Source organism: Paenibacillus sp. JNUCC-31 (assembly GCF_014844075.1).
In the GTDB taxonomy this organism is placed as follows: Bacteria; Bacillota; Bacilli; order Paenibacillales; family Paenibacillaceae; genus Paenibacillus.
This window is the reverse complement of the sequence record NZ_CP062165.1, coordinates 1,907,356-1,927,837: the sequence shown is the minus strand read 5'-3', so window position 1 is coordinate 1,927,837 and position 20,482 is coordinate 1,907,356. Positions and strand designations below refer to the sequence as shown.

Below are 20,482 nucleotides of genomic sequence, written 5' to 3'. Positions count from 1 at the left end.
GAATAATATGGAATTGAATTTAAGAGTCTCTGGTAAAGTTCAGATAGAGAGAATTGTATCAATTCTAGAATTAGGGATGCTAACTGCTCTTGAAGAGGGTGTAGTCAATCTTGAAGAGATAGAAGGATATCTGTTCAATCCATTTACAGCGGATATTTTAGAGGGTATGACTTTAAGCAATGAAGTAATAGAAATAATTAAATCCGGGTGTGAACTGGAGGATGTTGAGAGTTTAATGCCTCAAAAATTACAATCTACTATTTCAGAGCTTAAGGAGGAAACTATCAACACATTAAGGCAGTTGCCAGCTCCAAACATACCTACTGAAAAACTATTAAATGATAAATCTCAAGCCGGTTGATCAAAGGAGTATCAATAATAAGGATTAAGGTTCTTACCATTAATGGGAGCCTGATTGGCCTAATGCCTTTCAAGGTTCTCTTTTTGTAAGAGCTTCTGAACGTATTGCATTATGCCGGAGAGTATTGGGATGAAGTGACCGGACTGCAGTATCTGAGAGCCCGTTGGTATGATACGTCCACGGCCCGTTTCATTAATGAGGATACGGTGAAGGTGAACTCACGAATCCGCTGAGTCTGAACCTGTACACGTATGTGCATAATAATCCGTTGATTCATATTGACCCAAGTGGACATATGCACACTGAGATAGGGGTAACATATACATCGCAGGACAAAAGTCTTATAAAATCATACCAGAGTTTATTTAAATTAGGTTCAAGCACAAATAACCCATATATTATGCAAGCGGCACATGATTCTGCTAATTTAATTAGATTAAAATATCTAAATCAAGTTAATCGAACTTCTTATATTGACTACTATTCTGGTAATCCTTCTAAGAATAGGGCGACTCAGTCCTACACAGCTTCCATGCACAATGAGTTAATCAATGGGAATGCTTCACAAGTACCATTAGGAAGCGTATTGCTTAATACCGTTGGTATTATTGCTGGGCCTGGAGAAGCTAAAATAGCTTATACTATTACTAAAGAAGCTACAGAAGCTGTATTGAAACAATGGGGGAAAACAACCGGGAAAAAGGCAGAAGAGGCATTTTCTAAATCTGCCTCAAAGGGATATGTAAATGAATTTGGAGCAAACGGAGTGAAAAATATTAATCCATTTATTAAAAACGGTAATAGTTACAGCTTGGAAATTAAAGTGAAAAATAAACAATTTGAGAGTTATCGTATTTATGGAAGGAAAACTGAAGATGGCAATATAATATTTGACTTATTTGGCCCACATCTTTAATTAGGAGAGTGATTTAGTTTGAATACGAATGATTTGACGGAATTTGAAGAGAAGTTCAAATGTTTTGTGAAAGCTACCGATTGCTTTTGGAAGTACGTTGATTCATGGAAATTAGAGGAGCCAGAGGAGTATTTCGAGGCTTTTGGTAATTCTGAACTTTCAAACCTAGTTTTAAATAGAGGTAAACTAGCGCTAGTTATTAATTATTATCCTGACGAGCCCATAGAGTATGTGCAAACTACGTTAAATATAATGTTTGAGGATAAAATTTTTGCTGAGTATCGATTTCTTCAGAACTTAAACGGCGAAATTATGGACGATGGTCTAAGTTTTCATTGAGTTCGTTAGGATTCTAACATTTGTGCCACATGCGAATGTAACAAATCCATGTGGTTTTTTTACCCTAAAAAACAAAACCAAGACCTACCTTTATGGACGGTCTTTATCTACGTCTATATTGTTGTTATGGAGCTTTTCCAGTTCAATTTCATACAAATGTATCAAGTCTGATGCTCTGATATTAACGCTTTGAGTAATGGCCATCAATAAAAATTAGGAGATTTTTAGTGAACGTTCTTTACAGCATCAAAATCAATACGATTATCTGGAAAGTCGATGGAATTAAAACTGAACTCATAACTTTAGAAAATCCCAATATTAATACGGGCATAACAAGAATACAAAAGGGATTTAAACAAGGAGAAGAAACAGTGATGATTGACGCTAGGGGCTCAGGATTGACTGCAGAGCAAGCAAAGCAGATTATTAAGCGTACTTCCGGAACGTATTCTAACAAAACAATTCCTGGAAAGGTAGAAGTTTGGACAAATGAAGGAACTATAACTTATCCTTAAGAGGTGTTTTAATGGTGGCGAGATTCCAATGTAAATGTGGTGCAACACTGTCGAATTCAAAAGCACCTAATGATGTTGAGCTAGTAGTTTATACAGATAGTGAATGGGACGATATTATAAATTTAGGGGATTTAATTGACCCAGTAACGATCCCCTTTCCTCGATATGATGTATGGAGATGTTCACAGTGTGAGAGAATTTATGTATTTGATGAGAATACTGTAATAAAGACATATGTATTGGAGAAAGAAGATTAGTTTATGGATGAAATTAAAGTTTATTTTCTTGAAGACACAGAATTAGCCGAATACGAAGCAATTAGTAAAGGATATAGAAACGATGTCATTGTTAGTGTCTCAGACATCTTTTTATCATGTTTATGTATATGACGTCGTAAGACTTCAACAGGATTTCGAATCAGAGTTGGAGGACTACGGGTACTATTCCATTGAGCCTAATTTAGTTTTAGTGAAAGAAGTAAGTAGAGAGAATATTCATTTAACGGTTAAGGCGCTATATGAACAAAAATACTTTGATAGTTTAAAACCCATTGATAAAAGCATTCTCGGTGATCATTTTACGAAATAATAACGTGTATGTTACAAAAAATAAACCTTGTTGGCTTTTGCCTAGCAAGGTTTGTTTATTATAGTTAGTGAAACGAATAAATAGAAGTGTTGATACCACTTACTCTCTATACTCAAATTCGCGGATTCCTCAAACAATTAAGGATTGGCTTACACAGAAGGGAATTGGTTTTAGGGGATTCTTAGATTAAAAAGGAGAGATGATCCATGTCTGTCTCATCATCTATTGAAATATGCTTATCAAAGCAAATATCAGGAATGACTATTCTAAGCAAATTAGAAAAATACGGTTGGTCGTATAACGATCACGGACATGCAACTTTCCTGCCCATTGGTGACGATGATGATTATGGTTGGCAACACGTCAGTATTTCTAAAGAAGAGTTGTTAAAGATTCTAAGTACAAAAGAAAAGCAAAGAGAATTACTCGGGGTTGGAATGACTTGGAAGGATACGAATATAGGAGGCACTTTTTTAATTCGTGAGAATGGTACTTTTTTAATGAGTCCTGATATTAATCGTAAAATTGTTGAAGTAGAGAGTTACAGCAATATAACTGATATAAATTGGTACATGAACAAATTGATCCCTGTATTTGGTCCATTATTTGAGTCGATTTCTTACCAAGAACATGTATAAATGAAGGGACCCGATCCAGAGTGTTACGCCCGGAGTGTCAGCCGATTGATGAGTGAGGATTCATACGAGGGCGAGCTGACGACCCACTGAGCTTGAATTTGTATGCTTATGTGAAGAATAATCCATTGATCTATGAAAAGAATTCATTAGCATTAGAAAGTGAAAGCGGATTCTCTGGCAACAAGCCGTCGACAAAGGGGACTGTTAAGTTCTCTCCAAACAACTTGCCAAAAGACCCAAAGCAATTAGTGAAAAATGGATGTAATTCCTTGAAGTCAGAGCGACATCAGAAAATGAAGCCAATGAGATGATTCTTACTGGTGTCGATGATGTAGGGGTAATTAGGTTTAAAGCAGCCGAAGTTAATTGGAACGATTTAATTGGATAAAGAAGAGTTGGATAGAACCTAAGGAGCATATTCCCTTAGGTTCTTTTATTGGGAGGTGGGTTACCTATTGCCGAATGACCCCATTATCCAACCAATAACAAATATAAACCACCTAATAGCCGTATGATGATTTCACCATTTGGTTGTACGTATAATTTGAATATTGAGATGAAAGTTAAAACAGTTCCAATTGCTCCGGTCCCTCTTCCTCCTCCGGCTCCGTACGATCAGGGAAGGGCTTCACTGGCTGCTCCAGCAGCTCCATCATCATCTGTGCATTGGCAGCGGCGTCGCCGCCCGAGTTATTGTTGAAAATCACATAGACATCCTTGCTCTGCTCCTGCAATTGCTCCAAATAACCCTTCCATTCCACCAACTCTTCCTGGTTATAGCGATACAGATAACGGGTCTCGCGCCAATTGGGCGCACCATTCTGGTGCCAGCCTGATTCGTTGCGCCCATGCATGCGCACCAGTGTCATTTCGGTATTGGTAGCCTCAGGTACAATGGGAATAGATCCTGGGCCAGCCTGAGGCTCATCACAGACGCTGTGGATCCAGCCTTGCTCCTTCAGAAATGCCAGCGTCCGTTCTCGCATACCCGCTTCATACCAACTGCGATGACGAAATTCGAGGGCACAAGGAATGCCTTCCATTCTCAGCTTTACTTCACGCAGTTCATTGACGTTGTCCCGATTGCATTCAAACCACGGGGGATACTGGAACAGGGCCGCTTGCATCTTGCCTGCTTCCATGACAGGCTCCAGGGATTCCCGAAAAGCTTTATACATCTCCGAGGTGCTTGTAAAATAGGGCTTTCCCCGTAAATGCCCTGTCATCCCCTGATAGGCTTTGACGATAAAAGCAAAGGATTCCGGCGTTTCGGCTGCCCAGCGGGCCATCCGGTCCCGAGGCTGAACGGCGTAGAAGGAGCTGTCCACCTCCACAGTTGTATAATATTGTCCGTACAGATGGAGCTTGTCTTTCGCTTTGGTACGATTGGGGTACAAATCTTCGTGATCTCCCCAGCCCGTAAGTCCAATCCGAATCATGAATCATACCTCCTGTTTCTCCTGTCGGCAGCGTCTTTTCATTTCTTTTCGTGTCGTTCACAAAATGAACAGTCATGTCATATTGTTTATAAATCACTCTTCTATGTATAGTTAACCGATTCGCGGGGGCCTGACGATGTTTAACATTATAACGTGTGATTTCCTGCCGTTCAATGCGGACGATTCGTGGGAATTTTTGAGTTTGAAGGATAAAGACGATACAATGACTAAAAGCTATGGAGAAAAGATCCGGCTGGTATAACAGCGTATTACCGATCGTTGGGCCAGAGACCATGCGGAGGGCGATATGTAATGACGGAATGGTACGAAAAAAGTTTTGGAGAAGACTACCTTCTTGTGTACAAACATCGGGATGTGCAAGGTGCATATCACGAAGTGCATAAAATGATCAACTGGTTAAAGCTTGAGCCAAAGTCCCAGGTACTGGATCTGTGCTGTGGTATGGGCCGACATTCTCTGGCACTAGCTGACGCTGGTTTCCGGGTGACAGGTATCGACCTGTCTGATGTGCTTCTGCGTGAAGCACGCAGCATGGACACCGAACATCGTGTAAAATGGTATCACGCCGATATGCGCGAGCTTCCGCTGAAAGGCGGATTTGACGCCGTCGTCAATCTGTTTACTTCGTTTGGTTATTTCCAAGAGGATGGGGAGCAACTAAGAGTATTGCGCGCTATACATCGCATCCTGAAGCCGGGGGGCAGCTACATTATTGATTTTATAAACACGGCTTATGTGACTCGCCATCTGGTGCAGCATTCAACACGTGAAAGCGAAGGACAGAATATTGAGGAGTTTCGCAAGATCGAGGACGGGTTTGTACAAAAAGAAATTCACATTACCGATACCGCTTCGGGTCAAAAACCGCGGATCTATCAGGAGCGCGTCAAGCTGTACTCCCGTGAACAACTAAGTGATCTGCTTCACGAGGCAGGGCTGGTGGTGGATCAGGTACACGGGGGTTATGATGAAGAAAAGTACGATGAGCAGACATCCCCAAGGATGATTTTTGTCGGTCATCGGCCTGTGCAGTAGAGTTGGAGGAGAATATTAATGAAGCGTACGGAAGCCATTTCCATGCCAGTAGGCATACAGCGGATCAAAGTTACCATGTCTTTTCCCCTGCGCTGGGTGAACAGTTATGTGCTTAACGAGCCGGATGGAACAATAACTATTGTTGACCCGGGACCACGCAGTCCTGAAACAGAACAGGAGTGGCACGAAACACTTGCGGGTTTAGGGTTAACTTTTCAGGATATTAAGCAAGTTGTGCTGACCCACCATCATCCCGATCATCTGGGGTTGTCCGGCTGGATGCAGCAGCAAACGGGTGTACCTGTTCGAATGTCCACACGCTCCCGCCAGGAGGCAGATTATATGTGGGGTCCTGAAGCGACCATCAATACCATGCTGCCTGAATATTATGGTCGTCATGGGATGCCGGAAGACAAGACGGAGCAGATCCGCGAACATTTGGAGGGATTTGATTCACAGATTACGCCACTTCCCCATGTGACGCCGATTGAAGATGGCGAGTGGCTGGAGATGGGCGGGAAACAATGGATTGCGGTGGAGACCGGTGGACATTCTCCAGGGCATCTGTCCTTTTATGCTCCGGCCTCCAGGGAGATTTTGTGTGGAGATGCCGTATTACCGCAAATTTCACCAAATATCAGCTTGCAGCCAGGAAGTGACGACCAGCCTTTATGGTCTTACCTGGAAGGTTTGCATCGTTTGGGAGCTCTGGATGTAGCGCTGGCTTATCCAGGGCACCGGAATCCGTTTGCCCACTTTTCCGATCGAACGGTCCATCTGCTCGCTCATCATGAAGAGCGCCTTCAGAAGATGAACGAGCGAATCCAGGAGGCACCTGCAAGCGGATATGATATCTGTGTATTCATGTTCGGCGATCGGTTGGGAACGCATCAGCTTCGCTTTGCGATGAGCGAGACGTTGGCGCATCTGCAGGAATTGATCCGGCGGAAGCTTATTGTACAGGATCAGCAGCCGAACGGAGTTTTCTTTTTTAGAGATAGTATCGATTAAGATTCCAAGACGTTGAGCCAGGAGAACTTCCTGTTCAGGGTCTTTTTTTTGCGTGTAGACCACTTAAATGAGATAAAGCTTTAGCCTCTCTTAACCGTTCATTCATCTTCTTTTAAGCCAGCACTTCTATGATAAATGCATGAACTTCGCCAGAGAAAGTAGGGAAGAGCGATGAGTAGGAAAAAAAGAAATCAATGGAGAAAATGGCAAGCCTCAGCGGCAGCAACATTGACCGTGGCTGCACTCTTTCAATATGTAAGAACTTCTGATGCCTTTGATGCCGCTTATGCGGTGGCTAATGGTACTGATACAAGCAGTACAGCTTCAACTCAGGTAGACACCCAAGACGATGTAATGGATGAATGGATGAACAGCACGGATAACGGTTTGAATGGACCGTCCAATGAAGGCTACGACCAAGATGAAGGGGCGACTGATGGAACTAACGCCATCGTTCCGGATCAAGACAGGTTGTCAGGCGGCTGGAATTCAAGTCAGAGCAGCAATCAGGATACAGATTCCGGATATAGTCGTGGCAATTACCAGTCACGCACAGGTGCATCATGAGCCGCACGGAGCAAGCCTGCCAACTGCTCAAGTTCCGCTTCCGGGCGATGAACACGGACGTGGAAGTTCAACTGGCAGCCGGACGGGAAGAGGCTGAGCATGCGGCAGCGCTGGTGAAAAATTGGTTCGAAACGCAGGAACAGCGCTTCAGCCGTTTTGTGGCAGACAGTGAATTGAATCGTCTGAATCGCTGTACAGGATGGATGCCGATCTCCGCAGCAATGGATGAAGTATTAAGTTTGGCATACGGTTATATGGGGCAGACGGAGGGGATTTTTCAACCTGGTATTTCGCAGGCTCTTCGTGCTTCCGGTTACGATGTTAGCTTCGAGCAAGTACAACAAACACAGCTTCAGCAATCAGGAACTTCACGCCGATTGAACACCCGACACGCTGATATAACAGGTATGCAAAAAGATGAATATGACTATAGCCGTCCACGCTGGATTCAACGGGAAGGCAGCCGAATGGTTCATAAGGACCCGGGGACTGAGCTGGACCTTGGGGGCATTGTTAAGGGCTGGGCTGTTGAACGTATCTCAGATTGGTTGCAACGTACACTTCACATTCAGGCGGGCTTGATTAATGCGGGTGGAGATATTCAGGCATGGGGAGCAACGACTCATCCGATGTGGTCCGTTCAAGTCACCGATCCTTATCAGGAGAAGCGAAATCTGCCAGGGAATATTCAGTTGAGGAAAGGTGCAGTGGCCACCTCAGGAGTGATACGAAGACAATGGCAGAATACAGATGGAAGCCTTTCGCATCACTTAATTGATCCCCGGACGATGAAGCCGGCGAATACGGATGTACTTCAGTGTACTGTTCTGGGCCAGCATGCATCGCAATGTGAGATTATTGCCAAGACTGTCTGCATTTGGGGAAGTGCCGAGGCAGTAGGCTGGTTAAACCGACATTATGATCGGCATGATGTCCTGTGGATGACTCGGGATGGGAGCACTTATTTTAGAGGAAATATGGATACGCTCGCTGAACGCTGGCCTGGTTTCGACCCGGATCACCGCTTCAGTCTTATATAAATGACAAGTCTATCAGATAGGGGGGGAGCCGGTTATGGCACAATGGATTGTAGATTACCTGCCAACGTGGAATATCATTCGAATTAGTGGGATAGCCGCTTATTTGCTGCTTTTTGCCGGTGTGTTTCTGGGGATCGCTCAAGGGATGCCAATGGCTAAAGGCAAACCCAAAGCGGCCATGTTTAAATGGCATACCCGAACGACCTGGCTCGCCTTCGGACTTGGAATCGTGCATGCGTTAACCTTATATATAGACCATTATAGTCCGTTCACCTGGAGTGAAATGCTCATTCCGTTTACCGCTTCAGTACATCCGATAGGCAGTGGTCTGGGCACGTTATCCGTGTATGGCTTGGTGATCGTGCTGCTATCCAGTGACTTGCGTAACAAGCTTGGCCGCAAATGGTGGTTTACGTTCCATATGTTGTCTTATCCCGTATTCATTGGTCTGTTATTCCATGGTATGGTTACCGGCTCCGATTCAGGCAATGTGTTGATGCGTCTGATGTACGTATTCACCGGATTGAGCGTACTTGGTATTACCGTGCTTCGGGGGTTGTTGCGAGAACGCAAAGGCCCGGAAATTACAATTGGGCCCAGTCATGTACATCCTAAGCTGGCAGCGGAACAGAAATGGTCAGAAGTATATCGTTTGACGGGGGCGGGGAGACAAGAGCATTCGAAATAGCGTAGGATAAAACAAGGGAATATACACAAAAGAAGCGGCCTGGTGGCCGCTTTTTGTCATGATCAGAATGGATTGAAATGTTGAATTTACTTTGTTCGTTCATTATCCAACTTCCTAATCACCCGTGCAAATTATACGATATCATCGCTGACGGGTTTCTCTCCCAAAGCTTCTTCAAGCTCCGATTGTTTGCGATGCGCAATCCGGCTGCTGGCCGCCGAGGCAATAGCCCCTACGATATCATCCAGGAACGTATGCACAGGGCCGAGGCTCTTGTCGTTTAGTCGTTCAAGTACCCCGGGCTTTAGCTTGTCTACATAGCCGTAATTCGTAAATCCGATGCTTCCGTATACATTGACGATGGAGAATGCCAGAATTTCATCCACGCCATATAGTCCTTCATCGTTCTCAATCATCTCCTGCAAAGGGGGGATGAGCTGACCCTGTTCTGCCATCAGATCGAGCTGAATGCCGGTCAGAACAGCGTTTTGCACCTCGCGCTTACGGAGAACCTTCTCTACATTGTCGATACATTCTTCCATCGTAAGGTCCGGGTAGTACTTTTTCTGCAATAACATGACCAGCTCTGCGATCTCAGGGATTGTAACGCCCCGCTTGTGCAGCCATTCCCTCGTGGCCTCTGCCACCTTGCGGCTATTCAGACTGTAAGGGATTTTCTCGTGCTCAGGATGTTTCATGGGCGATTCCTCCTCTAAGTTAGCAATGTCCCTACTCTTGTATCCTAATACGTTCTTACCCGTTTTGGGTTTCTTTGCTATTCTTTGCCTGGGGGTGAGAGCCGATTTTTCGTTTTATGCATGATGGCTTGTATAAAAAGTAGTTATTTTTTGGGCAAAGGCTCGTATACATGGTAGTACAAACTGTAAAAATGATGAGGGGGAACGTGATCATGAGTAAGATCCAATATTGGCGTTCGGCATCGGCAGTTGCGCTGCTGAGCATTCCTGTGGTGTTGTCGGGATGTGGCATGTTTGGGGCACAGTCATCCGAGGCAGTCGATCCACCGCCGCCGATCCAGGAAGCAGCCATGATTCAGGCGGCCGAGGGCAACGGATCACTCGCCAAGCTGCCGCTTACAACCGTGTATCTGCAGGATCATCAAGGTTTGCTGGCTCCGGTATCGATGACGCTTCCTTCCGGCACGGACGTCAGCAGTCCCAAAACAGCCCTGGATACACTCGTGACGGGTGGCCCATATGCAGGAATGTTGCCTGAAGGATTTCAGGGGGTTCTCCCGCAGGGGACCGTCGTGCAGAACGTAACAATTCATTCGGATGACAAGCTGGCAGTCGTGGAGTTCTCCGGCAACTTTGCCAAATACGATGCCAAGGACGAGCGCAAAATGCTGGAGGCTGTAACCTGGACGCTCACCGGCACACCGGATGTGCAGAACGTACAAATCTGGGTGGACGGCAAAAAGTTGACGCAAATGCCAGTAAACAGCACGCCGCTGCCTGAACCGTTAAATCGGGCGGTGGGCATCAATCTCGATTTGGGTGATACGTTCACAACCAACAGCAGTCCGGTCACGGTATATTTTTCAGCTGCTTCACCAGCAGGCATCCAATATTATGTCCCGGTTACCCGTCTTGTCACACCAGGTGGAGACCGGGTTCAGGCGGCGTTGAACGAATTGATCAAAGGGCCAGCCAAAGGCGGTGAGCTGGAAGAGGTCATGACAGGCGGCACGCAGCTGCAATCGGTCAAAACGTCTGAGAATGGAACGGTAACCGTTGCGCTCAAAGACGACATGTTTACCGAAGGGGATGTCGTACCAAGCGAACTGCTGCAATCTGTCGTGTTGACCACGGCTGAGAATACCACTGGCAAGGATGCAAAAGTGCAGATCGAGTGGAATGGGCAAAAGACAGTCATGAGTGATGATAACCGGGATTATAGCGCTCCGGTGTCGAAGCCTGAATATATCAATGAAATTCCAATTTAAGCCTCAGAGAGCCGTCTAACGTACAGTTGGCAGAACTCTTTGGTCGATAGAATGCTTTTAACAGAACTCTTTGGGGGACAGGATGCTTTTAAGTGAACTCTTTGGTAAAATAGAAGGGATTCGTAAAAGTGTGAACAAGTTCGACATTACAGGATGCTTAAGTCGTAGGAGGCAGAAATGATGAGATCTAACGGACGAACCAGCGACCAGCTGCGCCCGATGAATTTAACAATTAACACGAATAAATACGCCGAAGGTTCTGTACTGATTGAAGTCGGAGATACCAAAGTGATCTGTACAGCTACGGTGGAGGAGCGGGTACCTCCCTTTATGAAAGGACAGGGGAAAGGCTGGGTAACGGCTGAATACTCCATGCTGCCACGTGCCACACATACCCGGAACCAGCGTGAAGCGAATCGCGGCAAATTGACTGGACGCACGATGGAAATTCAGCGTCTGATTGGCCGGGCATTGCGCTCCGTGGTTAATCTGCAGGCTCTTGGCGAGCGCACCATTACACTGGACTGTGATGTCATACAAGCAGACGGGGGCACACGTACAACGTCCATTACCGGTTCGTTTGTAGCTCTGGCGCTCGCTGTGAACAAAATTGCCCAACAGCACAAATTGCAAGTATTCCCGATTACGGATTTCATTGCAGCGGTAAGTGTAGGTGTGGTTGGAGAACAGCCTGTGCTGGACCTGAACTATGATGAAGATTCCAAAGCCAAGGTGGATATGAACCTGGTGATGACAGGCGGCGGTAAATATGTAGAGCTTCAGGGAACAGGTGAAGAAGCACCGTTTGACCGCCGTGAACTGAACGCGATGCTGGAGCTGGGTGAACAGGGGATTTTGGAGATGATCGAGCGGCAAAAAGAAGTTCTCGGACCGATTGCGCTCAAGATCGGTGCCCGTGGACTAGGGGAAGCGTAAGATGCGTCTGGATAGTCCAATCATCATTGTCGCAACCCGCAATGCGGGGAAAGTTCGTGAATTCGCCCATGCCTTCGCACCACTTGGCAAAGAGGTCAAGAGCATGTTTGACTATCCCGAACTGCCGGATGTCGTTGAGGATGGGGTGACCTTTGCGGAGAACGCCTGGAAGAAAGCAAAAGCGGTGGGTGATGCACTTGGCCTACCTGTCCTGGCTGATGATTCGGGCTTGTGTGTCGATCTGCTGGACGGTGAGCCGGGAGTGTATTCTGCGAGATATGCAGGCGAAGGAGCAACTGACACAAAGAACAATGCCAAGTTGCTTGAGACGCTGGAATCGCTCAAATCTGGTGAGGACACAGAGCAACCATTGCTTAGTCCGGCCCGCTTCGTCTGTGCTCTGGTGCTGTATGATCCGGTAACTGGGGACAAGTTTGAAGCAGAAGGCACCGCTGAAGGCTGGATCACAGCTGAAGCATCTGGCGGAGGCGGTTTTGGATATGATCCACTCTTCTATGTACCTGAATATGAGATGACGATGGCTGAGTTGACGTTGGAACAAAAGCAGGCGATCAGTCACCGGGGTCATGCGCTGAGAGCGCTCATATCCAGTCTGGAAGGCTGAGATTCAACGAATCGGATCATAGGAATATGAATGTATAAGGTGAATTATGGCCATGATTCAATATCAAAGCGTTAGTGGAAGGTAAGACTCATTCCTGTGGAATGTTTCACCGACCATTAACGTTTTTTTATTTTTATAGGAGTGAGTCGATCTTTATAAAGCCGGTACGTGGGACCCAAAATAAATCCCGCTTTTTCCAGACAATATATCAGAACGTATGTTCTTATACCTATAAAGAAAATACGAAGATTTCACGTTTGAGCAGAGCGTTAGGACTAGGGTTGGAAGAAGTTGCAAGGCTCGTACAGAATGGGTTAACATTCAAGTTAACGAATCATCAATGAACTCAAACGGAGGGGATTTACTTTATGCAAGAAGTGAAGCTTACGGTGTCTTATGATGATTATGAGGACGGTATTCGTATGGAAAAGTTGATCAGGGAACTGGCTGCCAAACCGGAGGCCGGTTCGCTGGAGAGCCTGATTATTGGAGACTGGGGACAGGCTTATGAAAATTCGCCGGATGAATTTATGGGTACGCTCATTGAACTGGCACCAAGCTTTCCGTCTTTGAGGAAACTGTTCATCGGAGATATGGGCTCCGAGGAATGTGAAGTATCATGGATTATTCAGACGGATCTCACCCCGCTATTGATTGCTTTTCCTGAATTAAAGTCATTTTGGGTAAAGGGCAGCAGTGGACTGAGTCTGGGACCGATCCAGCATGGCAAACTGGAAGAATTCGTTATTATCTGTGGCGGTTTGCCCCGAGAAGTGTTAGCTTCAATGGCCCGGGCCGAGTTGCCTGAATTGCGTAAGCTTGAATTGTATCTGGGTGTGGAGGATTACGGTTTCGATGGTTCACTGCAAGATGTACTTCCGCTTCTGGAAAAGGGCTTATTTCCAAAGTTGGTGTACTTGGGTCTGAAAGACAGTGAAATTCAGGATGAGATTGCAAAAGCTGCAGCTGAGGCGCCGATTCTGGATCAACTTGAAGTCCTGGATCTGTCAGAGGGTACCCTGTCTGATGAAGGAGCTGAAGCGCTGCTTGCCAGTGACAAGATTAAGAAACTTAAACATCTCAACCTTAGTTACCACTATATGACGGACGAAATGCTCATTCGCTGGAAACGTTCAGGCATGTCTGTTGATGTCAGCGAGCAACAACAGAGTGATGAAGATGACTGGCGTTATCCGTCCTTAACGGAATAAATGATGTCAGGCACGATGGAAACGGAAGAAAATTTGCAGCGTCTAGCTGTGGGTACGGACTATGACATGACGCCGAAGCCGTTATTGTTAATTGGGAACCCAAATAATCGGCGTACCCTTGGATTGCAGGAGGCAAGGCGGCATCTTGGCTTACAACCGGCCTTTGTATTGCCTTATGACAGCTTGTTGAAAGCCTGGAGAAGGGGCGGAACGATGGCGGATGCCGTACAGCAATGTATGGAAGGTGAAGTTGCTACGCAGATGCAAGGAGTGTCGTGGCTATCCTCATCAGCATCAATGCCATATGCGAATCAGGATTTGGTTCACGGAGTGAGCAGCGATCCTCTTATCCGAATAGATGCTCCAGGCGAGGAATGGGAGGTAGAGCGTGAGTTGCTCTTTCTCGGAGCTAATACACCTCCGTTGATGGATGGCGCTTATGCGAGAATGATTCCTGCAGAAGAGACACTGACTCTTGAACAGGAGTGGGGGCGGATTTACGCGCCTAAACAATGGTTTCTTGGCTGGAAAGCATGTTTGAAACGAATTGGCCATGAAGCCCGGAAGTATTGGCCCAATGCCCGGTTCATGAATGATCCTGCTGACATTGCGATCATGTTTGATAAAAGGAAATGTCAGCAGCATCTATCCTCACATGGCGTGCTGGTCCCCCCAACGCTCCAATCTTCGGGGCCAATCAGAACGTATGCGGACCTGCGTACCGCAATGGAGACTGCCGGTATGAATCGCGTTTTCGTGAAGCTCGCGTGTGGCTCCGGGGCTTCAGGCGTTGTTGCCTATCAAGTCAATCCCCGAACGGGTGCCGAAATTGCTATAACCACAGTGGGAATGGAACAGGTTCAGGGACAGACCATTTTCTATAACGAAGGCCGTATGCGCAGGTATACACGAACTCCAGAGATATCAACTCTCATGGATTGGCTGTGTGCTGAGGGTGCACAGATTGAACGTTGGATGGCAAAAGCGTCCCTTGGTTCAAGCGTGTATGATATTCGCCAGCTTGTGGCAGGAAGACAAACAGGTCATGCCATCGTTCGGCTTAGTCAAACCCCGATCACCAATCTGCACTTGCGCAATGAGCGCATGCTGCCTGTAGAAGCGGGACTGAACGAACAGCAGATGGATGGGGTTCAGACGGCAGCGAAAGCAGCGATGGCTGCCTTCCCCAACTCGTGGTCAGCCGGTATTGATGTGATGCTCACTGTAGGTACTGAACCCCTTGCCTATGTTCTGGATGTGAATCCGTTCGGAGATTTGTTGTACAGAGTACAGCATAATGGACTGGGAACCTATGAATGGGAAATGGAACTTTTGCGAAAGGAGCCTTCCAACCATGCCTGATATGAACAACATCGTTGGCTCCCATGATCTGTTGATGATTACGCTGGACACGTTAAGGTATGACGTTGCGAAGCTGGAAGAGCCGAATTGCCCCAACCTGTGCGGTTCAGGTTCCTGGGAGCAGCGTCATACCCCTGGAAGTTTTACATATGCGGCACATCATGCTTTTTTTGGTGGCTTCATGCCTACACCCGCGAACACTGACAAAGCCTCCCATGTACGACTTTTTCATTCCCGAAATACCGGCTTAAAGACGCATCCGCATACCTGGCTGTTCGACACACCGGATATCGTATCCGGGTTTGCGGCTGAAGGATACCGGACGATTTGTATTGGCGGGGTTATTTTCTTCACCAAGAAAAATCCGCTCGCCAAAGTGCTGCCGGGTTATTTTCAACAGAGCTACTGGCGAATGAACTTTGGGGTAACCAACCCCAAATCGACCGAGCATCAGGTTCAGCATGCCTTGAAGCTGCTGGAGCAAAGTGCACCGGATGAGAAGCTGTTTTTATTCCTGAACGTGTCTGCCATCCATGGGCCCAATCGCTATTTCGTGGAGGGGGCAAGAGAGGACTCGGTAGAAACACAACGTGCAGCGCTTCGATATGTGGATCAAGCCCTCGGGCCATTGTTTGATGCCATGAGGCAGCGGTTACGGCCTACGTTTTGTCTTGCTTTTTCCGATCATGGCACGGCGTATGGCGAGGACGGTTATCAGGGGCACAGGCTGGCACATGATGTGGTCTGGAATGTGCCTTATCGTGAATTTATTTTATAGAACAAATGGTTCGTATCATGAACGACTACAAACCGGATACAGGGAGGAAACCGATGGACCATCAATCTCAACATACGACAGCAGGCCATTCCGCACAGTCCGGACCCAATACAGCTGCAGGTCTCAGAGAAGTGCTTGCTTTCCCCTATCGCTCTTATTTATATTCGTATCCCCATAAGACCGCATATCGGGAATTGAATCCACCATTACCGCTCGGTCCGTTGTGGGAGCGTGAGAACACCGATACATATTTTTTATATATGCACATTCCGTTTTGCGCAGCTCGTTGCGGATTTTGCAACCTGTTCACCTTACCGGATCGACGTGATGATACCCATGTGCGTTATGTGGATGCGCTGGAACGGCAAGCCAAACAGTGGGCACCCATCACATCACGCAGACCCTATTCGAGATTTGCCATCGGTGGTGGCACACCCACGTTATTGAATGAAACTCAGTTGAACCGTTTGTTCGATATTGCGCAAAATGTGATGGGGCTTGATCCGACGCAAGCTTCGATCTCGGTAGAAACGTCACCGGACACCGTAACAGAAGCCAAATTGGCAATCATGAAGGAACGAAGCGTGGACCGGGTAAGCATGGGCATCCAAAGCTTTATCGAAGCGGAAGCCTCAGCCATTTACCGTCCACAGAAGCCGCAGGAAGTGGAACGCGCACTTGAGAAACTTACACGGTTTGGATTCCCTTTGTTGAATCTGGATCTGATCTATGGTCTGCCGGGACAAACGGTGGAATCATGGCTGTATTCGCTGGAACGCGTTCTCTCCTATGAGCCGGGTGAGATTTTTATTTATCCACTGTACACCCGCGAGAATACCATTGTGAAACCGGATGACATTCAGCGTCAGGGACCGGATATTCGGATGGAGTTGTATAAGGCTGCGCGTGAGACTTTAAAAAGCCGGGGCTATGTCCAGTATTCCATGCGCAGATTTGCCAAAGAAGGATCGTCAATTGGAAGCAAAGAGCTTCTTCCCTACAGTTGTCAGGAGGAAGGCATGGTTGGTCTGGGATGCGGTGCACGCTCTTATACCAGTGAAGTACACTATGCTTCCAAGTATGGCGTTAGTTATAAGGCTACACAAAGCATCATCGCCGATTATGTCGCAACCGAGCGCTATGATGTAGCCGATTACGGTATTGTACTGAGCCTGGAGGAGCAGAAGCGCCGCTTTATTCTGAAAGCCCTGCTGCATCGCGAAGGCTTGAAGCTGTCGGATTATGCTCAGCGATTCGGAACAGAAGTCATGTCAGACTACGGATGGTTGAGTGGATTGATGTTGGAGAGCATGGCTGAGCTTGAGCAGGACGATAAGGGTAACCAGGTGCTGCGTCTGACAGAAGAGGGATTGGGCTACTCGGATGCCATTGGAGATTGGCTCATCTCCGCTGAGATTCGTGAACAAATGGAAGGGTATGTAGTCTCATGAGAGCAACCTTGTATTATCGGGGCAAGCTGTCGTCGTGTAATTACGACTGTCCCTACTGCCCTTTTAGCAAAACGGTAGACTCCAAGGAAACGCTGAAAGTGGATGAACAACAACTGCGTCAATTTGTGAACTGGGTGAGGGAGCAGGAGCGTGCTGGACATCAATTTTCAATTTTCTTTAATCCCTATGGAGAAGCCCTGGTACGACGCTGGTATCGGGACGCGATGATTGAACTATCTCATATGCCACATGTGGGCAAAATTGCAGTCCAAACGAACTTGTCCGTCAAACTGGACTGGGCCCGCGAATTGAACCCTGATAAAGCGGCATTCTGGGCGACATATCACCCTCGTGAGACAAAGGAGTCTTCCTTTGTCAAACAATGTCTGACTTTACGTGAGATGGGACTTGCTTTTAGTGTGGGGACGGTTGGATTGCGCAGTGCATTCCCGGCAATTGAATCGATGAGACAGGCTTTACCCGATGACGTGTATATGTGGGTCAATGCATTTAAAGATCGGCCAAAGTATTATACCGTGGAAGAGGTTGACTTTTTACGGTCAATTGATCCGTTGTTTGAAGGGAATTTGCAGGATTACGAAAGTATGGGCAAGCGATGCTCCGCTGGTTCGGAGGTTTTTTATGTACAAGGGTCAGGGCATGTAAAAAGGTGCTACAAGGATCGCCGGATCATTGGTCATCTGTATCGCGATGGTTTGGAAGCTTTAGCCGCTGATCGGCCATGCGGCATGAAGAAGTGTGGCTGTTACATCGGTTATATTCATATGGAGGATTCGCCGTTCAGAGATATTTTTGGCAGTGGATTGCTTGAACGTAATCCGGTTCTGATCAACTGATACAGTCTCTTATCCATTTTAAAATTATCTGCAGTTATCATGTAGTCAAATATTACAAAAGGGGTGCCTGATGGACAGCTGTAATACTGTCATCAGGCACCCCTTTTAGGATTGAAAAGCCGCCCTATTTTAACGAATCGCCACTTTATACGTACGCAACCATGAGTTGATCTGTGTCAGGTAAGCAAACAGTTGTGGCCCTGACATTAACTGTCCAAACCAGGGCAGGTTGGAAGAAGCGTCCGGTGAAGAGGCCAATTTCCGAATTTGGGCTTTATCGATTAATGGCAAGATTGGTGAGCTTGCGTCATCCAGAATATCCAGTACCTGTTGTTTAACGGCAGCGAGATACTGCGGGTTATGTGTTTTCGGATACGGGCTCTTTTTGCGGTACAATACATCGTCAGGCAGTACACCTTCCAGCGCTTTACGCAGAATTCCTTTTTCCCGTCCGCCTGTCATTTTCATTTCCCACGGAACGTTAAACACATACTGAATCAAGCGATGATCACAATAAGGCACCCGAACCTCAAGCCCCGCTCCCATACTCATCCGATCTTTACGATCAAGGAGTGTAGGCATGAACCGGGTGATGTTCAGATAGGACATGACTCGCATCTGGGCTGCCTTGCCTGTTTCCCCATCGAGCGAAGGTACTTCAGCCACAGCATCCGAATAGCGATCTGCGAGATAATCCAGCGGTCTGATCCATTCCCGAATGTCCGGGGATAACAATCCTGCTCGCATGTCAGGAGCTACAGACCATGGGAATGTGCCGGAGTTCAGCATCTCTTCCCGATGGAACCAGGGATAACCGCCAAATACTTCATCCGCTGCTTCACCTGAAATGGCAACTGTAGCTCCTTTTTTGATTTCTTTACAGAAGAGATAGAGAGAGGAATCTACATCCGCCATACCCGGCAAATCCCGCACGAGCATCGCCTGGGTCAGTGCATGGACCAACTCTCCATTTTCAATCTCAATCCAGTGATGATCTGTTTTCAGTTCATCCACCATACGCTGAATCCAGGGACCATCTGCCCCAGGTTGGAAGGAGTGCGCCTGAAAATGCTTCGCATTATCTACATAGTCGACCGAATACGTACTGACTTGGCCCTGACCGGTACGGTTGTAATAATCTACGGCAAGAGCAGATAAAGCACTGGAATCCAGCCCCCCCGACAAAAGGGAGCAAACCGGAACGTCCGAAGCAAGCTGTCGTTCTAATGTATCCTGCAACAGTCTGCGTACTTCGGCAGTTGTTTCTTCCAGATTATGTTCGTGTTTCTGACTTTCCAGCTTCCAGTAAGCATAGGTTTTAATCCCGTTTCGGTTGTATATAAGCGCATGGGCTGGTTTAAGCTCGCTCAGGGAGGAATAGACGCCGTGTCCAGGTGTCCGGGCAGGCCCCACAATAAATACCTCCGCCAATCCCTCAGGACCAACAGCAGCTTCGACATCCGGGTGAATGAGCAGTGCTTTGGGTTCTGAGCCAAATACGAGAGCATCCTTTGCATTACTGTAGAACAGGGGTTTGACGCCCAAGCGATCGCGTGCCATAAAAACCTGTTCGCGGCCGCCATCCCATATCGCAAAAGCAAAAATTCCGTTAAACCGATCAACACAGGCCGGTCCCCACTCAATATAAGAGGCGAGCAGCACTTCCGTATCACATTGCGTGCGGAAATGATGTCCCCGCTGGAGCAATTCCTTTTTCAACTCGGGTGCATTGTATAGTTCTCCGTTATACACGACGGTATAGGAGATGTCTCCTTGTAACGCATGCATGGGCTGTGCCCCGTTCTCCGGGTCCATTACGCTGAGACGCCGGTGTCCGAACGCACAAGGATTGGAGATCCATGTACCTGAAGCGTCGGGCCCCCGGTTCGACAAGCTGTCCGTCATCCGGACCAGCAGCTCTGATTCCTGGGTCAAATCCCGATTCCACTGTATGAAGCCGGTTATACCGCACATGGTTTGTTCATCCTTTCTTAGTCGAGTCATTCATCCGTATGGCCGCTTCAGTCGCTAACAGCCAGCAAATGTTATCTTTTTCGTCAGAAGTCGTAACAAATATATGCCGAAAGCAGGCATAAAATGTCTGTCCTCTTCGGAAACTAGTTCTAGGGACAACGGCC

General features: G+C 47.0%; 23 protein-coding genes and 1 pseudogene. 21 read left to right on the top strand and 3 right to left on the bottom strand.

The window, feature by feature from the left end; translation table 11 throughout:
- Nucleotides 1–7: 7 nt before the first annotated feature.
- The 7 genes and pseudogenes from JNUCC31_RS08250 (at nt 8) to JNUCC31_RS08225 (ending at nt 3,357) form a co-directional block, all read left to right on the top strand.
- On the top strand, nt 8–361 hold the full coding sequence (locus tag JNUCC31_RS08250) for a DUF3969 family protein (protein ID WP_192270370.1): 354 nt from the start codon (nt 8–10) through the stop codon (nt 359–361).
- Nucleotides 362–459: 98 nt separating this feature from the next.
- A pseudogene (locus tag JNUCC31_RS34065) lies at nt 460–659 on the top strand (RHS repeat-associated core domain-containing protein); the annotation flags it as partial.
- Nucleotides 660–761: 102 nt separating this feature from the next.
- Complete coding sequence (locus JNUCC31_RS08240) at nt 762–1,277, top strand: hypothetical protein (RefSeq protein ID WP_228469575.1); 516 nt, start codon at nt 762–764, stop codon at nt 1,275–1,277.
- An 18-nt stretch (nt 1,278–1,295) separates the two neighbouring features.
- Entirely contained in the window at nt 1,296–1,616 is a 321-nt protein-coding gene (locus JNUCC31_RS08235) for a hypothetical protein (RefSeq protein ID WP_192270367.1), read from the top strand.
- Between the two features lie 227 nt (nt 1,617–1,843).
- Complete coding sequence (locus JNUCC31_RS08230) at nt 1,844–2,131, top strand: hypothetical protein (RefSeq protein WP_192270366.1); 288 nt, start codon at nt 1,844–1,846, stop codon at nt 2,129–2,131.
- An 11-nt stretch (nt 2,132–2,142) separates the two neighbouring features.
- Complete coding sequence (locus JNUCC31_RS34210; RefSeq protein ID WP_488656255.1) at nt 2,143–2,388, top strand: hypothetical protein; 246 nt, start codon at nt 2,143–2,145, stop codon at nt 2,386–2,388.
- Between the two features lie 537 nt (nt 2,389–2,925).
- Nucleotides 2,926–3,357, top strand: a complete 432-nt coding sequence (locus JNUCC31_RS08225) for a hypothetical protein (RefSeq protein ID WP_192270365.1) — start codon at nt 2,926–2,928, stop codon at nt 3,355–3,357.
- Between the two features lie 563 nt (nt 3,358–3,920).
- Here the strand turns inward: JNUCC31_RS08225 and JNUCC31_RS08220 are convergent.
- Entirely contained in the window at nt 3,921–4,796 is an 876-nt protein-coding gene (locus JNUCC31_RS08220; RefSeq protein ID WP_192270363.1) for a DUF72 domain-containing protein, read from the bottom strand.
- 136 nt (nt 4,797–4,932) lie between these two features.
- On the opposite strand from JNUCC31_RS08220, the gene JNUCC31_RS33775 reads away from it, so the two are divergent.
- From JNUCC31_RS33775 to JNUCC31_RS08195, 6 genes are all read left to right on the top strand, one after another.
- Nucleotides 4,933–5,058, top strand: coding sequence for a hypothetical protein (locus tag JNUCC31_RS33775; protein ID WP_267132503.1), 126 nt, complete (start codon nt 4,933–4,935; stop codon nt 5,056–5,058).
- A gap of 50 nt (nt 5,059–5,108) precedes the next feature.
- Nucleotides 5,109–5,852: a class I SAM-dependent methyltransferase gene (locus JNUCC31_RS08215; RefSeq protein WP_192270361.1), complete on the top strand. Its 744-nt coding sequence runs from the start codon at nt 5,109–5,111 to the stop codon at nt 5,850–5,852.
- Between the two features lie 18 nt (nt 5,853–5,870).
- On the top strand, nt 5,871–6,863 hold the full coding sequence (locus JNUCC31_RS08210; RefSeq protein ID WP_192270359.1) for an MBL fold metallo-hydrolase: 993 nt from the start codon (nt 5,871–5,873) through the stop codon (nt 6,861–6,863).
- Between the two features lie 171 nt (nt 6,864–7,034).
- On the top strand, nt 7,035–7,430 hold the full coding sequence (locus tag JNUCC31_RS08205; protein WP_192270357.1) for a hypothetical protein: 396 nt from the start codon (nt 7,035–7,037) through the stop codon (nt 7,428–7,430).
- On the top strand, nt 7,427–8,470 hold the full coding sequence (locus tag JNUCC31_RS08200; RefSeq protein ID WP_192270355.1) for an FAD:protein FMN transferase: 1,044 nt from the start codon (nt 7,427–7,429) through the stop codon (nt 8,468–8,470). The genes JNUCC31_RS08205 and JNUCC31_RS08200 overlap by 4 nt, the downstream gene beginning before the upstream one ends.
- A gap of 34 nt (nt 8,471–8,504) precedes the next feature.
- Entirely contained in the window at nt 8,505–9,158 is a 654-nt protein-coding gene (locus JNUCC31_RS08195) for a ferric reductase-like transmembrane domain-containing protein (protein WP_192270353.1), read from the top strand.
- Nucleotides 9,159–9,289: 131 nt separating this feature from the next.
- On the opposite strand, the gene JNUCC31_RS08190 is transcribed toward JNUCC31_RS08195, so the two are convergent.
- Entirely contained in the window at nt 9,290–9,856 is a 567-nt protein-coding gene (locus JNUCC31_RS08190; RefSeq protein WP_192270351.1) for a phosphatidylglycerophosphatase A family protein, read from the bottom strand.
- A gap of 212 nt (nt 9,857–10,068) precedes the next feature.
- Between JNUCC31_RS08190 and JNUCC31_RS08185 the strand changes: the two genes are divergently transcribed.
- The 8 genes from JNUCC31_RS08185 to JNUCC31_RS08150 all read left to right on the top strand — a co-directional run bounded on the left by JNUCC31_RS08185 (nt 10,069) and on the right by JNUCC31_RS08150 (nt 18,344).
- Nucleotides 10,069–11,124, top strand: coding sequence for a GerMN domain-containing protein (locus tag JNUCC31_RS08185; protein ID WP_192270348.1), 1,056 nt, complete (start codon nt 10,069–10,071; stop codon nt 11,122–11,124).
- A 177-nt stretch (nt 11,125–11,301) separates the two neighbouring features.
- Nucleotides 11,302–12,060 (top strand): ribonuclease PH, encoded by a 759-nt coding sequence (rph, locus tag JNUCC31_RS08180; RefSeq protein WP_053783129.1) that lies wholly within the window; start codon nt 11,302–11,304, stop codon nt 12,058–12,060.
- A 1-nt stretch (nt 12,061) separates the two neighbouring features.
- The gene (locus tag JNUCC31_RS08175) at nt 12,062–12,685 is read left to right on the top strand and encodes an XTP/dITP diphosphatase (RefSeq protein ID WP_192270346.1); all 624 of its coding nucleotides are present in this window, start codon (nt 12,062–12,064) and stop codon (nt 12,683–12,685) included.
- Nucleotides 12,686–13,053: 368 nt separating this feature from the next.
- Nucleotides 13,054–13,896 (top strand): STM4015 family protein, encoded by an 843-nt coding sequence (locus JNUCC31_RS08170; RefSeq protein ID WP_192270344.1) that lies wholly within the window; start codon nt 13,054–13,056, stop codon nt 13,894–13,896.
- A 15-nt stretch (nt 13,897–13,911) separates the two neighbouring features.
- Nucleotides 13,912–15,258 carry an STM4014 family protein gene (locus JNUCC31_RS08165; RefSeq protein ID WP_228469574.1) on the top strand — a complete coding sequence of 449 codons (1,347 nt, stop codon included), beginning with the start codon at nt 13,912–13,914 and terminating at the stop codon, nt 15,256–15,258.
- Nucleotides 15,251–16,036 (top strand): STM4013/SEN3800 family hydrolase, encoded by a 786-nt coding sequence (locus tag JNUCC31_RS08160; protein ID WP_192270342.1) that lies wholly within the window; start codon nt 15,251–15,253, stop codon nt 16,034–16,036. Before JNUCC31_RS08165 ends, JNUCC31_RS08160 begins: the two co-directional genes overlap by 8 nt.
- Before the next feature lie 53 nt (nt 16,037–16,089).
- Nucleotides 16,090–17,487: an STM4012 family radical SAM protein gene (locus JNUCC31_RS08155; RefSeq protein ID WP_192270340.1), complete on the top strand. Its 1,398-nt coding sequence runs from the start codon at nt 16,090–16,092 to the stop codon at nt 17,485–17,487.
- Nucleotides 17,484–18,344 (top strand): STM4011 family radical SAM protein, encoded by an 861-nt coding sequence (locus tag JNUCC31_RS08150; RefSeq protein ID WP_192270338.1) that lies wholly within the window; start codon nt 17,484–17,486, stop codon nt 18,342–18,344. The genes JNUCC31_RS08155 and JNUCC31_RS08150 overlap by 4 nt, the downstream gene beginning before the upstream one ends.
- 129 nt (nt 18,345–18,473) lie before the next feature.
- Here the strand turns inward: JNUCC31_RS08150 and asnB are convergent, their stop codons facing one another.
- Nucleotides 18,474–20,318, bottom strand: coding sequence for an asparagine synthase (glutamine-hydrolyzing) (asnB, locus tag JNUCC31_RS08145; RefSeq protein WP_192270336.1), 1,845 nt, complete (start codon nt 20,316–20,318; stop codon nt 18,474–18,476).
- Nucleotides 20,319–20,482 lie beyond the last annotated feature (164 nt).